General features: G+C 71.1%; 12 protein-coding genes. 10 read left to right on the forward strand and 2 right to left on the reverse strand.

The annotated features are described in order from the left end of the window. Positions 1-24: 24 nt before the first annotated feature. The gene (locus tag ACN20J_RS06250; protein WP_419665452.1) at positions 25-744 is read right to left on the reverse strand and encodes a DUF5134 domain-containing protein; all 720 of its coding nucleotides are present in this window, start codon (positions 742-744) and stop codon (positions 25-27) included. A 112-nt stretch (positions 745-856) separates the two neighbouring features. After that, positions 857-1,852, reverse strand: a complete 996-nt coding sequence (locus tag ACN20J_RS06255; protein ID WP_419665453.1) for a hypothetical protein — start codon at positions 1,850-1,852, stop codon at positions 857-859. A gap of 191 nt (positions 1,853-2,043) precedes the next feature. Here ACN20J_RS06255 and ACN20J_RS06260 point away from each other — a divergent pair, with 191 nt between their 5' ends. The 10 genes from ACN20J_RS06260 (at position 2,044) to ACN20J_RS06305 (ending at position 13,068) form a co-directional block, all read left to right on the forward strand. Further along, complete coding sequence (locus tag ACN20J_RS06260) at positions 2,044-2,334, forward strand: heavy-metal-associated domain-containing protein (protein ID WP_419665454.1); 291 nt, start codon at positions 2,044-2,046, stop codon at positions 2,332-2,334. 77 nt (positions 2,335-2,411) lie between these two features. After that, on the forward strand, positions 2,412-4,679 hold the full coding sequence (locus tag ACN20J_RS06265; protein WP_419665455.1) for a heavy metal translocating P-type ATPase: 2,268 nt from the start codon (positions 2,412-2,414) through the stop codon (positions 4,677-4,679). A 96-nt stretch (positions 4,680-4,775) separates the two neighbouring features. Beyond that, the gene (locus ACN20J_RS06270) at positions 4,776-5,132 is read left to right on the forward strand and encodes an NADH-quinone oxidoreductase subunit A (RefSeq protein ID WP_055612491.1); all 357 of its coding nucleotides are present in this window, start codon (positions 4,776-4,778) and stop codon (positions 5,130-5,132) included. Further along, positions 5,123-6,454 (forward strand): hypothetical protein, encoded by a 1,332-nt coding sequence (locus tag ACN20J_RS06275; protein WP_419665456.1) that lies wholly within the window; start codon positions 5,123-5,125, stop codon positions 6,452-6,454. Before ACN20J_RS06270 ends, ACN20J_RS06275 begins: the two co-directional genes overlap by 10 nt. Further along, positions 6,447-7,391: an NADH-quinone oxidoreductase subunit H gene (locus ACN20J_RS06280; RefSeq protein WP_419665457.1), complete on the forward strand. Its 945-nt coding sequence runs from the start codon at positions 6,447-6,449 to the stop codon at positions 7,389-7,391. Before ACN20J_RS06275 ends, ACN20J_RS06280 begins: the two co-directional genes overlap by 8 nt. 32 nt (positions 7,392-7,423) lie before the next feature. Further along, positions 7,424-7,984 (forward strand): NADH-quinone oxidoreductase subunit J, encoded by a 561-nt coding sequence (locus tag ACN20J_RS06285; RefSeq protein WP_361916189.1) that lies wholly within the window; start codon positions 7,424-7,426, stop codon positions 7,982-7,984. After that, positions 7,981-8,286: an NADH-quinone oxidoreductase subunit K gene (locus ACN20J_RS06290; protein WP_189838816.1), complete on the forward strand. Its 306-nt coding sequence runs from the start codon at positions 7,981-7,983 to the stop codon at positions 8,284-8,286. The genes ACN20J_RS06285 and ACN20J_RS06290 overlap by 4 nt, the downstream gene beginning before the upstream one ends. Beyond that, entirely contained in the window at positions 8,283-10,142 is a 1,860-nt protein-coding gene (locus ACN20J_RS06295) for an NADH-quinone oxidoreductase subunit L (protein ID WP_419665458.1), read from the forward strand. Before ACN20J_RS06290 ends, ACN20J_RS06295 begins: the two co-directional genes overlap by 4 nt. Positions 10,143-10,147: 5 nt before the next feature. Next, positions 10,148-11,653, forward strand: coding sequence for a complex I subunit 4 family protein (locus tag ACN20J_RS06300; RefSeq protein ID WP_419668839.1), 1,506 nt, complete (start codon positions 10,148-10,150; stop codon positions 11,651-11,653). Next, entirely contained in the window at positions 11,650-13,068 is a 1,419-nt protein-coding gene (locus tag ACN20J_RS06305) for an NADH-quinone oxidoreductase subunit N (protein ID WP_419665459.1), read from the forward strand. Before ACN20J_RS06300 ends, ACN20J_RS06305 begins: the two co-directional genes overlap by 4 nt. Positions 13,069-13,239 lie beyond the last annotated feature (171 nt).

The raw sequence follows: 13,239 nt of genomic DNA on the forward strand, positions 1-13,239 counted from the left end.
GAAGCCGTCGCCGGGCAGCCGTCTTCAAGCGGCCATCATCAGAAGCATCGTCGCCATCGATCCGCCCATGCCGACGTGACCGGCCAGGCGTGCGTTCGGCACGGTGAGCACCGAGGGATGCCGTCGCGCGTGACGGTGGCGGGTCCGCGTGCCGTCGGCCACGGCCGGCAGCGCCCCGTCCCTGCCGCGCAGGCGGGCGCGTACGGCCAGAGCCATGAAGATCACGAAGTACGCGGCCAGCGCCCAGAAGGCCACACGCCAGGCGAGCGCGCCTCCGCCGGAGCCGGCCGCCTCGGCCACACCGCCGTGACCGTGGGCGCCCGGACTCTCCATGCCGGCCATGCCCAACATCCCTCCGTGCCCGGAGGAGCCGGCCAGCGCGAGAGCGGGTGAGGACGTCGTCCCGGACATGGCCAGCGTCATGAGCACCATCGCGGCACTGCCGATCACGACGTGGCCGCCATGACGCAGGTACTTCAGACCGCCCCGGGCGGCATGCCGTACGGACAGTGCCACGCCTCCGAGACAGAAGGCGCCGAACACCGCGGCCCACCAGGTGCTGTACGTGCCGTAGTGGGCCGCCGTCGGCGGCGCGGCCATCACGGCCATGCCCCCGCCCATCACGGCCTCGGCCGCCGCTTCGAACCGGGCCCAGCCTCTGACGAGAGCCATACGAAGCAGGTTGCCGCCGGCCACACCGACGCCCAACACCACCAACGTCCAGCCCAGGAGCGGTCCCGTCATGACGCCACCCTTCAGGGGAGCCGGGCCCGTTCTCCGGCTCACCGTTCGCCGACCCTACGTACCCACTTAGTACGTCGCGTTCGACGATCCGGCTCAGAACGGAGGGTCCCCTTCAGTGCCCGTGCCCGCCCGAAGTCTCCTCGGTGGCGTCTTCCGCGGCCTCGCTGTGATCGCCGCCGCCCGACATCTCGCCCGCGTGAACGGTGAAGGCGGCGGTCCTGACCACGCCTTGGTGCTTGAAGTCGAGGAAGAGGCGGTACGCGCCCGGGCTCGGCGCGGTGGCCGTGAACGAGATGCCGGGGCCGGACTTGGTCTTCCCGTCGCCGGGTTCGCCGTTGGGGTGGACGTGGAGGTACGCGAGGTCGCCGGAGCGCAGGGCTACCAGGTGGCCGTAGGCGCCGAGATAGGGCTGGAGGTCGGTGACGGGCTTGCCGTCGCGGGAGACGTTCAGCTCCACCTCGCCGGCCGCGCCCGGGCGCAGGCCGCCCGCCAGCTTGACCTCGTAGCCGTCGACCTTGGCCGTCGTGCTCGCCGCCGGCAGCCCCTTCGCCTCGTACGGGCCCGAGGCCGCGAGGTCGGCGCCGAGCGTGAGGTTCTCGGCCCCCTTCTTCGCCGGGGTGAAGTCGGCGAACACCCGGTAGCCGCCCGCCCGGGGCAGCTCGACGGGGATGCTCCAGGTGCCGTCGGCGGCGCGGGTGGGGTGCAGGTGGCGGTAGGTGACCAGGTCGCGCGAGGCCACGATGAGATGCAGTTCCTTCTCGTGTTCGCGCTTGTACGAGGTCACCGCGCGACCCTTCTCGTCCTGGATGGTGAAGCGCAGGTCGGCGCGCCGCCGGGCTTCGATCCGGGGCGTCTTCAGGTCGAGGGTGTAGCCGTTCTCGGAGATCTGCAGTCCGCCGGCCGGGAGCGACTGGCCCTCCTGGGTTGATTCGTGTTCGGCGTGGCCGCCGCCTCCTTCCGGCTCCGGTGACGGTTCCGCGTGGGTGTCGTGGCTCGCGGGCTCGCGGTCCGCGACGACGGGGTCGATGCCCTGGCCCACGCCGTAGGCGGTGCCGAAGGTCGCGGCGAGTGCGGCGGCGAACGCTGTGATCTTCACTCCGGTATGCATGGCCATCTCCTGAGGGACGGGGTCCGATGACTGGGAGGCGAGGCCCCTCCATGCACTTCAACATACCCCTAGGGGGTATAAAGTCAAGGCGGCTTCGAGGCTTGCGCCAGATACCCTACAGGGGTATACAGGAGTCTGGAAGTCATACCCCCACCCCGTATCCAGACCAACTGTCACACCGGGAGGAACCCATGTCCTCGTCCTGCTGCTCCACCGACGGCTCCTGCTCGACCGCCACCACCGACCGCGCGACGGCCACCGAGAGCGTCACCGTCACCACGACCTACGCCGTCTCCGGCATGACGTGCGGCCACTGCAAGGCCACGCTCACCAAGGTCATCGGCGAGCTGGACGGCGTGACCGGTGTCGACGTCGACCTCGACACCGGTCGGGTCACCGTCATCGGCACCGCCGAGCCGGACGACACGCTCATCGCCGAGGTCGTCGACGACGCCGGCTACGAGCTGACCGGCCGGGCCTGACCCCGGGCACTCCCCCGCACCGGTCGGGACCGGCACATCGCCGGGTCCCGACCACCCACCCCGTACGAGGAGCAGCCATGACCACCACGACGACCGGCGCCGAGGTAGAGCTCGCCATCGGCGGCATGACCTGCGCCTCGTGCGCGGCGCGTATCGAGAAAAAGCTCAACCGCATGGACGGGGTCACGGCCACCGTCAACTACGCCACCGAGAAGGCCAAGGTCGCCTACGACGGTGACGTCTCCGTCCAGGACCTGATAGCCACCGTCGAGAAGACCGGGTACAGCGCGCACGAGCCGGAGCCTGTACGCACTCAGCCCGAGGGTGACAACGGAGCGGCGGGCGCGGACGACGAACTGCGGCCGCTGCGCGAGCGGTTGATCACCGCGGTGGTGCTGGCAGTGCCCGTCGTCGCGATGGCCATGATCCCGGCCCTGCAGTTCGAGTACTGGCAGTGGCTGTCCCTGACGCTGGCGGCGCCGGTCGTGACGTACGCCGCCTGGCCGTTCCACAAGGCCGCGTTCACCAACGCGCGGCACGGCGCGGCCACCATGGACACGCTGATCTCGGTGGGCACCTCGGCCGCGTTCCTGTGGTCGCTGTGGGCCCTGTTCCTCGGCACCGCGGGCACGCCCGGCATGACGCACCCCTTCGAGCTGACGATCGCCCGGGGCGACGGCGCCGGGAACATCTATCTGGAGGCCGCCGCGGGCGTGACCGCCTTCATCCTGGCCGGCCGGTACTTCGAGGCCCGCTCCAAGCGGAAGGCGGGCGCGGCACTCAAGGCACTGCTGGAGCTGGGCGCGAAGGACGTCACCCTGCTGCGTCCCGACGGCCGCGAACAGACGGTCCCCACCGCCGAGTTGAAGGTCGGCGACCGCTTCCTCGTACGCCCGGGCGAGAAGATCGCCACGGACGGGACGGTCGTCGAGGGCTCCTCGGCAGTTGACGCCTCGATGCTCACCGGTGAGTCCGTGCCGGTGGAGGTCTCCACGGGCGACCCGGTCACCGGCGCCACGATCAACGCGGGCGGACGGCTGGTCGTCGAGGCCACCCGGGTCGGCGCCGACACCCAACTCGCCCGGATGGCAAGGCTGGTGGAGGACGCCCAGAACGGGAAGGCCGCCGCGCAGCGCCTTGCGGACCGCATCTCCGCCGTGTTCGTGCCGGTCGTCATCGCGCTCGCGCTGGGCACCCTCGGTTTCTGGCTGGGCAACGGGTCCGGGCTGACGGCGGCTTTCACCGCGGCAGTCGCCGTACTGATCATCGCCTGCCCGTGCGCCCTCGGTCTGGCCACCCCGACCGCGCTGATGGTCGGCACCGGCCGCGGCGCCCAGCTCGGCATCCTCATCAAGGGCCCGGAGGTCCTGGAGTCCACCCGCAAGGTCGACACCATCGTGCTCGACAAGACCGGCACCGTCACGACCGGTCGTATGACCCTGCTGGCCGTGCACACCGCCGACAGCACGGACAGCACCGACGAGGCCGAAGTCCTGCGCCTGGCAGGCGCGTTGGAGCACTCCTCCGAGCACCCGATCGCCCGCGCGGTCGCCGACGGGGCGCTGGAGAAGCTGGGTTCGCTGCCCACCCCCGAGGACTTCGCGAACGTACCCGGTCTCGGTGTGCAGGGCGTCGTCGACGGTCACGCGGTTCTCGTGGGCCGTGAGCGGCTGCTCGCCGAGTGGGCCATGGAACTGCCCGAGGAACTGGCCCGGGCGAAGGCCGAGGCCGAGGCGGCGGGACGCACCGCAATCGCGGTCGCCTGGGACGGCGAGGCACGGGCGGTCCTCGAAGTCGCCGACGCAGTGAAGGAGACCAGCGCGGAGGCCATCACGCGGCTGCGCGCGCTCGGCCTGACACCGATCCTCGTGACCGGCGACAACCGGGCCGTGGCCGAGTCGGTTGCCCGCGAGGTCGGCATCTCACCCGAGGACGTCTTCGCCGAGGTCCTGCCGCAGGACAAGGTCGACGTCGTCAAGCGGCTTCAGGACGAGGGTCGTTCGGTCGCGATGGTCGGCGACGGCGTCAACGACGCCGCCGCCCTCGCCCAGGCCGACCTGGGCCTGGCCATGGGCACCGGCACGGACGCCGCGATCGAGGCCGGCGACCTGACGCTCGTACGGGGAGACCTGCGCGCCGCGGCCGACGCGATCCGCCTCGCCCGTCGCACCCTCGGCACCATCCGGTCCAACCTCTTCTGGGCCTTCGCCTACAACGTGGCAGCCCTGCCGCTCGCCGCGGCCGGTCTGCTCAATCCGATGATCGCCGGAGCGGCCATGGCCTTCTCCTCGGTGTTTGTCGTAGGCAACTCCCTGAGGCTGCGCTCGTTCCGCGCGGCGAACTGACCGGAGGCAGGTGTCGTGCGTTCCTTACACCCCTGGCTGCTGACATGCTGCCTGCCGTGGTGACCGTCCGAGAGCGATCGTCGGGAAGGGGCCCTTGTGGCGACATCGGACTGGCAACCGGTACTCGTACTCCTCGTACTGATCGTCGCGGCCGTCGTACTCCTCCATGCCCTGTCCGTCGCACTACGGGCGGTCCGCGAGCCCGTGCACACCGGCCCGTTCAGCGGTGGTCTCGAACCTCAGGAACACCCGCTCTCCCGGTTCCACGTGCGCTGGTACCCCGTCACGATGGTCTTCCTCGCCTTCGACATGGAGATGCTCTTCATGTATCCGTGGACGAAGGTCGTCTCGGCCGTCGGCACGAGTGCGGTCGTCGAGATGTTCCTCTTCCTGGGGATCCTGCTCGCGGGCGTCGCGTACGCCTGGCGCGAGGGGGCGTTCCGGTGGAGCTGAAGCGCACACTCGTGCGGGCGGCCGTGTCGCGGCCGGGCGTCCTCCTCGCCACCTCCCCCGGCGCCACGCGGCAACGGCTCGCGGTGGAAGCGGAGTTGGCGCGTCGCGGCTGGGCGTGTGTGGGCGGGCCGGCGGAGGCCGATCTGTTCGTCATCCTCGGTGATCGCGAGGGCGAGGATGAGGATGAGGGTGAGGGCGGGGAGGGCGACTGGGTCGCGGCGCTGTGGCAGGGTATTCCGGCGCCCAAGGCCCGGGTGTGGGTCACTGATCCCGGGCGGGTCGCCGACGCTCTGGACAGCGGACTGGCGGACCTTGTGCGCGGAGAACATGGGAACGATCACGCCCCCGACGCCCCTGACGCCCACCACGCCCTCCACGCCCTCCACGCCCTCCACGAGCACCACGAGCACCACGAGCACCACGAGCACCAACAGAACGGTGACCACCCCACTCCGCCTTCGGACCACGGCGGTCACGACATGCACGGTGGGCATCACGGCCACGCAGGCCACGACATGGGCCTCGTCGAGGGGCTGCCCATGGCGGACCGGGCCGACGACCGGGACGGTCTGCGGCTCGACGTGCTGCACGTCCCGTTGGGCCCCGTACTCGCAGACTGGCCCGCGGGGCTGATCCTCCGACTGACTCTCCAGGGCGACCTCGTTCAGGAGGCCACCGCCGAACCGGTGACCGCTCCCCCGTCGCCGCATCCGCCCTTCTGGGACGAACCGTGGCTGCGGGCGGCCAGCGGCGAGCACATCTCGCGGGGCGACGCGGCGCGACGGCTGTGCGCGGCCCACCTGGACAGCCTGGGCAGGTTCTTCGCCGTGGCCGGCTGGGACGACATGGCCGCGCGCACCCGCCACGTACGGGATCGCGCGCTCGCCGGAGCCGCTGCCGCCGAACTCACCTCCCTCGTACGCCCGTTGATCCGTCGGGCCCAACGCTCGCGGACGCTGCGATGGCTGACGACAGGGCTCGGAACGTTGCCAGCCGAGCAGGCACGTCAGCGTGGGGTGACAGGACCGGCACTGGTCGCGGACGGGGACACGTACAACCGCATGCTCGTGTGGCTCGACGCGGTGGGTCGGAGCGCGGCGGACTGCGATGTCACCGAGGCGCTGGACCCCGCCGAGGTCGTTGGACCTCGCGGGAGACTCGACACACCCGTACCTCCCTCGAAGGCCATGCTGGACAGCCTCCCCAAGCTGCTCAAGGGAACGGAGTTCGCCTGCGCGCGGATCATCGTCGCGAGCCTGGATCCCGACCTCGACGAGCTGACTCACGTACCGGCGCCCGGGACGGTCCACAGCCATGGTTGAGCGCACTCCGCTGTGGGCGGTCTTCGTTCTGCCCGCTCTGCTGCTTGCGGCGGCCCTGGTGACGGCCGGGTTCGACGCCGTGCTCGCGGCCGGGGCCCGGCGCGGGCGGCCCGGATCGCTGCGTGAGACGGTGGTCCGCGCGGCGGAACCCGGCCGCCAGGCCCTCCGGCACCTCGTCCAGCAACCTCGTCGGACCCGGGCGTCGGACCTGCCCCTGGCCCGTATCGGAGCCGGTCTCCTTCCCGTCGCCGCCGTCCTGGCGGCGGTCGTACTGCCGCTCGGCTTCCGGTCGGTGAGCGATCTGCCGGAAGGGATCGTCTGGTTCAACGCGATGGAGGCGTTGGCCTGGGCGGCGGTCTGGCTGGCGGGCTGGGGTCCGAACTCGACGCTCTCGCTCATCGGCGGCTACCGCTTCCTCGCGCAGGGGCTGGCGTACGAGCTGCCGCACATGCTGGCCATCACCACGGCCGCACTGGGCGCCGAGTCGCTCCGGGTCGGTCAAGTCGTGGACGCCCAGGCCGGGTTGTGGTTCGTGGTGTGGATGCCGGTGGCCTTCGGGATCTATCTGCTCAGCGCGATGGCGATGGCGTTCTGGGGGCCGTTCGACCAGCCCGCCGGACGTGACGTGGCAGGCGGCGCGGGCAGCGAACTGTCGGGCGCGGACCGGGTGCTGTTCCTCGGCGGCCGGTGGCTGTTGCTGGTCGTGGCCGCGGCGTTCAGCGTGCCGCTCTTCCTGGGCGGCGGGCACGGACCGCTGCTGCCCGGCTGGGCCTGGACCGTACTCAAGACGGCCGCCGTCCTGGCCTTCCTGGTGGGAGTCCGGCGCGCGATTCCGACCGTGCGCATGGAGCGCTATCTGGAGCTGACCTGGGTCGTGCTGACCCCGCTGGCGATCGTGCAGGCGCTGGTCGTGGCCCTGGTGGTGCTGAACCGGTGAGTTCCCTGACGGAAGCGAGGTGACATACGGCGATGGAAACCGCGGTCTTCTGGGTGCTGGCCGTGCTTGCGGTGGTCGGCGGTGTGATGGTGTTCCGCTTCGACTCCATGGCGCGGGCGACGTTCTCCCTGCTGGCCTCGCTGCTGTGCGTGGGCGGGCTGGTCGTCCTGCTGGGACTGGACTACCTGGGCATCGTCATCGTGCTGATGATGACGATCGAGATGGCCGTCATGGCGGTCTTCATGGTGATGTACATGATGAACCCGGCCGGGCTCATGCCGATGACGATGATCCACAACAAGAAGGGCGCGGCCGTCGTCTGCGGCCTGGTGTTCGCGCTGCTGGCCACCGGGATCCTGCTCGCGCCCTGGCCCGCCCGCCGGGGGAAGGCGCCCGCCGATCCGACCATGGAACTCGGCATGTCGCTCATGGGCCCGCAGATGCTCACCATGATGACCCTGGGCATGGCCCTGTTCGCGACGATCGTCGCGACCGTGGTGCTGGCCACGCGCCGGGGACGGTACGACCGGTTCGGCGACGACCTGCGGGCGCGGCGCGCGGACGATCCCGTACGGGGTGGTGTCGGCCGGTGAGTCTGGAACTGTTTCTGCTGCTGGCCGCCGCGCTGTTCAGCGTCGGTCTGTTCGGTGCCCTCACCCAGCAGTCCATCGTGATGCTGATGATGGGCCTTGAGCTGATGCTCGGCGGGGTCATCCTGGCCGCCGCGGCAGCGTGGCACTACATCGCTCCGGCGGCGGCCGAGGGGCAGGTCCTGATCGTTGTCGCGGTCACGGCGATGGCCCTGGAGATGGCGATCGGGTTCGCCGTCGTCACCGCTCTGTTCCGGTCGCGCGAGATCGACATGACCGACATGGCGGCGGAGTTGAAGGAGTGAGCGCTCTGCTGTGGGCGCTGGTCGCCCTGCCCCTCGGCGCCGGTGTGCTGCTCCTGGTGGTGGGGCGGCGAGCCGATCGTGCGGCGCCGGGCGTGGCACTCGCGGTCGCGGCCTCCGCGCTGGGGCTCGCCGTCACCGCGGCGTTCCGGCACCCGAGCGCGCGGGCACCCTTCCTCGACGGTCTGCCGATGCGACTCACGGTGGACGGTCTCTCGGGGCTGCTGGCGGTCACGGTCACCGCGGTCACCCTCGTCGTACTCCTCTTCAGCGCCGCGGAGTTCGGCTCTGGAGAGGCGCGGGCGCGGTTCTTCGGGCTGATGCTGCTGTTCGCCGGGAGCATGCTCGTCACGGTCACCGCCGCCACCCTCCCGGTGCTGCTGATGGGCTGGGAGGTCATGGGTGCCACCTCGTGGGCGCTGATCGGCTACTGGTGGCGAGATCCGGAGCGTACGAGTGCGGCCGACACAGCGTTCCTCACGACCCGTACCGCTGACCTCGGCCTCTATCTGGCGGCGGGCGCTGCACTCGCGAGCGGTGCCGGTCCGAACTCGTACTCGTCACTCTCGCTCGACGGCCTCGCCCGGGCCGATGAGCCGTGGCTGTCGTTCATCACCGCGGGCGTAGTCGTCGCCGCCCTCGGCAAGTCGGCCCAACTGCCCTTCAGTTTCTGGCTGTCGAAGGCGATGCGGGGTCCGAGCCCGGTCTCGGCCCTGCTGCACTCGGCGACCATGGTCGTCGCGGGCGCGTACCTGCTGCTCCGGACCGGACCACTGCTGGACGCCTCCGGCTGGGGCGACGACGTGGTCGCCTGGACGGGTGCGGCCACAGCCGTCCTGCTCGGCCTCGTCGCGATCGCGCAGACCGACCTCAAACAGCTGCTGGCCGCGTCGAGTTGTGCGCAGATCGGCTTCATGGTCCTGGCGGCCGGAGCGGGCGCCACGACCGGCGGCACACTTCAACTCGTCGCTCACGCGGCGGCGAAGAGCCTGCTGTTTCTCGCGGCGGGTGCCTGGCTGACCGCGCTGGGCACCCAGCAACTGCCCGCACTCCTCGGTGCGGCCCGCCATCACCGTACGGTCGGCACGGCCTTCACCGTGGCCGCGCTCTCCCTGGCCGGGCTTCCGCCGCTCTCGCTCTGGGCCGCCAAGGACGTACTGCTGGCCGGCGCCCTGGAGCGCAGTCCCTGGCTGTACGCGGCCGGGCTCGCCGGGGCCTTCCTGTCCGCGGTCTACAGCGCCAAGGCGTTGTGGTTCGTATGGCGTCCGGCGGTGGCGCGCCCCGATGCCCGGCGCATCCCGGCCGGAGCCGTGTGGCCTCTCGTCCTGTTGGCCTTCGCGTGTGTGGCGCTGGTGGTTCCGGCCTTCCCCCCAGTACGCGACAGCGTGAGCCGTGTCCTTGCCGCCTCCGGTCAACCTGCCCCAGCTGCCTGGGAGTTCGCACTCTCGGCCGGTCTGGCTCTCCTCGCCGCCGCGGGCGCCTGGGGCTGGGGTGCGCGCCCGCTGCCCTTGGCCGCGCGGGCGAAGTCGGGGTTCGCCGACTGGCTGGGCCTGGAACGCGCGGCGCATGTCCTGCTGGTCGCGCCCACCATGCGACTGGCGCGCGCTGCCGCGGCGTTCGACGACCGGGTGCTGGACCGGGCCGTCGAAGGCTCGGCCTCCGCCACCGTCCGGCTCGCCCGCTGGACGGACGACGTCGTGGAACGAGCCGTCGACGGCACGGTCGGCGCGGTCGCCGCCGGAACCCGTGCCCTCGGCCGCTGGGCCCGCCGCCCGCAGACCGGACAGCTGCACCAGTACCTCGCCCAGGCCGTTGCCGCCTTCACCGTCCTCGCCGTCGTCCTCGTCCTCGTGAGGTGAGCCGCTTGCTGTCCGCCCTCGTCTTCGCGCCCACGGCCGTCGCGCTGCTGTTGTTCGCGCTGCCCCGCCGTACGGCACCGGCCGTGTTCCGCGCGGTCTGGGTGACGGCGTCGGCCGTCGAACTGGCCCTGGTCGTCACGGTGTGGGCAGGCTACGAGCCGGGCGGGGGGATGCAGTTCGAGGAACGCGCCCGCTGGATTCCGGGCGCGGGGGTCAGCTACCACGTCGGCGTCGACGGCCTGTCACTTCCGCTGCTCGCCCTGACCTGTCTGCTGTTCCTCGCCTGCGCGCTCTACTCACTGCGCGAGAACCGCCGGATCCGCGAGTTCGCGGCGCTGTTCCTCTTCCTCCAGACGACCTGCCTCGGGCTCTTCGTCGCCCTCGACCTGATCCTCTTCTTCGTCTTCTTCGACCTGTCCATCGTGGCGATGTACTTCGTCATCGCCGGATGGGGCCATCGGCAGGCCGCCCGCGCCGCCCTGAAGTTCTTCCTCTACACGTTCATCGGGTCGCTCGCCCTGCTGCTCGGCTTCATCGGCCTGTACCTCGCCGCGTCGCCGCACACCTTCGACATCGTCGAGCTGACCGAGCAGAACCCGCTCGCCGGGCGATCCGTCTACGGGGCCCTGGTGCTCCTGGCCGTCGTGGTCGGACTGGCGGTGAAGACCCCGACCGTGCCCTTCCACACCTGGCTGCCGCTCGCCCATGTCGAGGCGCCCGCGGCCGGTTCGGCGATCCTGGCCGGGGTGCTGCTGAAGATGGGCACGTACGGATTCGTACGCATCGCCATGCCGATCCTCCCCGAGGCCTGGCGCCGGTACGCCCTCGTGCTGGTCGTCATCGGTGTGGTCTCGGTCCTCCACGGGGCGCTGGTCGCGCTCGCGCAGACCGACTTCAAGCGGATGGTCGCGTACACCTCCGTGAACCACATGGGATACATCGTGCTGGCCCTCGGCGCGGCAGCCGCGACGGCGGACAGCTCCGAGCAGGCGCGCTCGCTCACCGTCACCGGAGCCGTGACCCAGATGGTGAGTCACGGGCTGCTGACCGGTGCGCTGTTCCTCCTCGCGGGGGTGCTCCACGACCGCGGACGCACCTACGACATGGGCGCGTACTCCGGACTCGCCGCCGTGGCGCCCGCGTTCGCCGCGATGACGGGCGTCGCGGCCTTCGCCTCGCTCGGGCTTCCGGGCTTCTCCGGCTTCGTCGCCGAGTTCCAGATCTTCACCGGAAGCCTCGGGCCACAGCCGCTGGCCACGGCGCTCTCGGTGCTCGGCATCGTTCTCACGGCCGGGCTGTTCCTGCGGGCGCTGCGCCAGGTGTTCACGGGGCCGTTGCGGCTGCCCGACGCGCCGGGTACACCGCGGGCGTTCCCCGACATGCGGGGGCACGAGAGCCTCTCCGTGGTTCCGCTGCTCGTCCTGGCCGTCGTCCTCGGGCTGGCTCCGCGCTTCCTGCTGGATGTCGTCGAGCCGGCCTCGCGCTCGGTCCTGGAGTTGCTCGCCCGATGACCGAGATGAACGAGAACCCGCTCGACCTGCTGCCCGAAGTACTGCTGGCGGCCTCGGCCGTACTCGGGCTGCTGCTCGGCTCCTGGCTGCCGCGCGCCCGCCAGTGGGCCGTCGGACTGCTGGCGGTCGTCGCGTGCGTGACGGGAATCGTCGCGGCGTCGGTCGCGGCCACCGAGCCCGCGACGACGGCCTTCGGTGAGGCGTTCGCCGTCGATACCGTGACCGGCGCGTCCCGGATCGTCGTCCTCGGCGGCACGCTCCTCGTCCTCGGTGTCTCCTTCCGCCCCCTGCGAGGCGATCCCCGGGAGAGCGAGTTCTACGTACTCGTGCAACTGGCCGCCCTGGGCGCGCTCATGATGGCCGGGACCCAGGACCTGCTGCTGTTCGCCGCCGCGTATCTTCTGGCGAGCATCCCCTCGTACACGCTCGCCGGGTTCCGCAAGGACGGTCCGGGCACCGAGGCCGCCCTCAAGTTCTACGTGGTCGGCGCCCTGCTCGGCGTGCTCCTGCTGGCCGGTGTCACGGTCCTGTACGCGGCCGGGCGCGCGACCCTCTACCCGATGCTGGGTGACGCGCTGCGCGACGCCCCGGAGCCACTGGTCGCCGTCGGTGCGATCGGGCTGCTGGCGGGGGTGCTGTTCAAGGCGGGTGGCGTACCGGCGCACTTCTGGGTGCCGGACGCCGTGCAGGGCAGCAGTGCGCCGGTCGCCGCGCTGCTCACCACGCTGCCCAAGATCGGTGCGCTCGCCGCGCTCTTCCGTGTCGGTGACGCGGTCTTCGCTGGCAGCCCGTTGCCGTGGCCTGCGCTGATCGCCGTGCTCGCCGCCGCGTCGATGACTCTGGGCAACCTCGGCGCGTTCTTCCAGCAGGACGTGAAGCGTCTGCTCGCCTACTCGACGATCAGTCAGGTCGGCTACCTGCTCCTGCCGGTAGCCGTGGTGGACCGCTCGGATCTCGCTCAGCAGGCGTTCCTGTACTACCTCGCGGCCTACACGGTCACCAACCTCGGGGCGTTCGCGGTCGTCTGCGCCCTCCCCCAGGCCCACACGCTGGACGACTACCAGGGGCTGGGCAAGGACCGCCCGCTGCTCGCGGCGAGCCTGGTCATCTGTCTGCTGGGCCTCGTCGGCACCCCGCCCACCGCGGTCTTCCTCGGCAAACTCCAGGCGTTCAGCGCCGTGTTCGACGGTGGCTACGCATGGCTGGCCGTCCTCGCCGCCGTCAACACCGTGGCATCCCTCTTCTATTACCTGCGCTGGATCGTGCCCGCGGTCTCACGCGGCGCTTCCCCGGGCCTCGCCGAGGGGGACCGTACGGCACGTGTCGTCGCGTACGCGGCCACGGTCGTCTCCGTCGGACTCGGCCTGGCGGGAGGGCCGGTCCTCGACGCGCTGGCCGGGCCGATGAGTCCCTGACCCGGCGGAACGGCTGTGTCTGTGTCTGTGTCTGTGTCTGTGTCTGTGTCTGTGTCTGCGGTGGTCGGGCGGCCACGGCATCGGGCCTTCGGAGAGACGCCATGCCGACGGCCGTGCCGCTCCGCGTCAGGTGGCGGGGCGGTGGCCGTCGGCATGGCTGCTTCGGCAGTG

The organism is Streptomyces sp. 2-1 (assembly GCF_048564895.1).
Classification (GTDB): domain Bacteria; phylum Actinomycetota; class Actinomycetes; order Streptomycetales; family Streptomycetaceae; genus Streptomyces; species Streptomyces phaeochromogenes.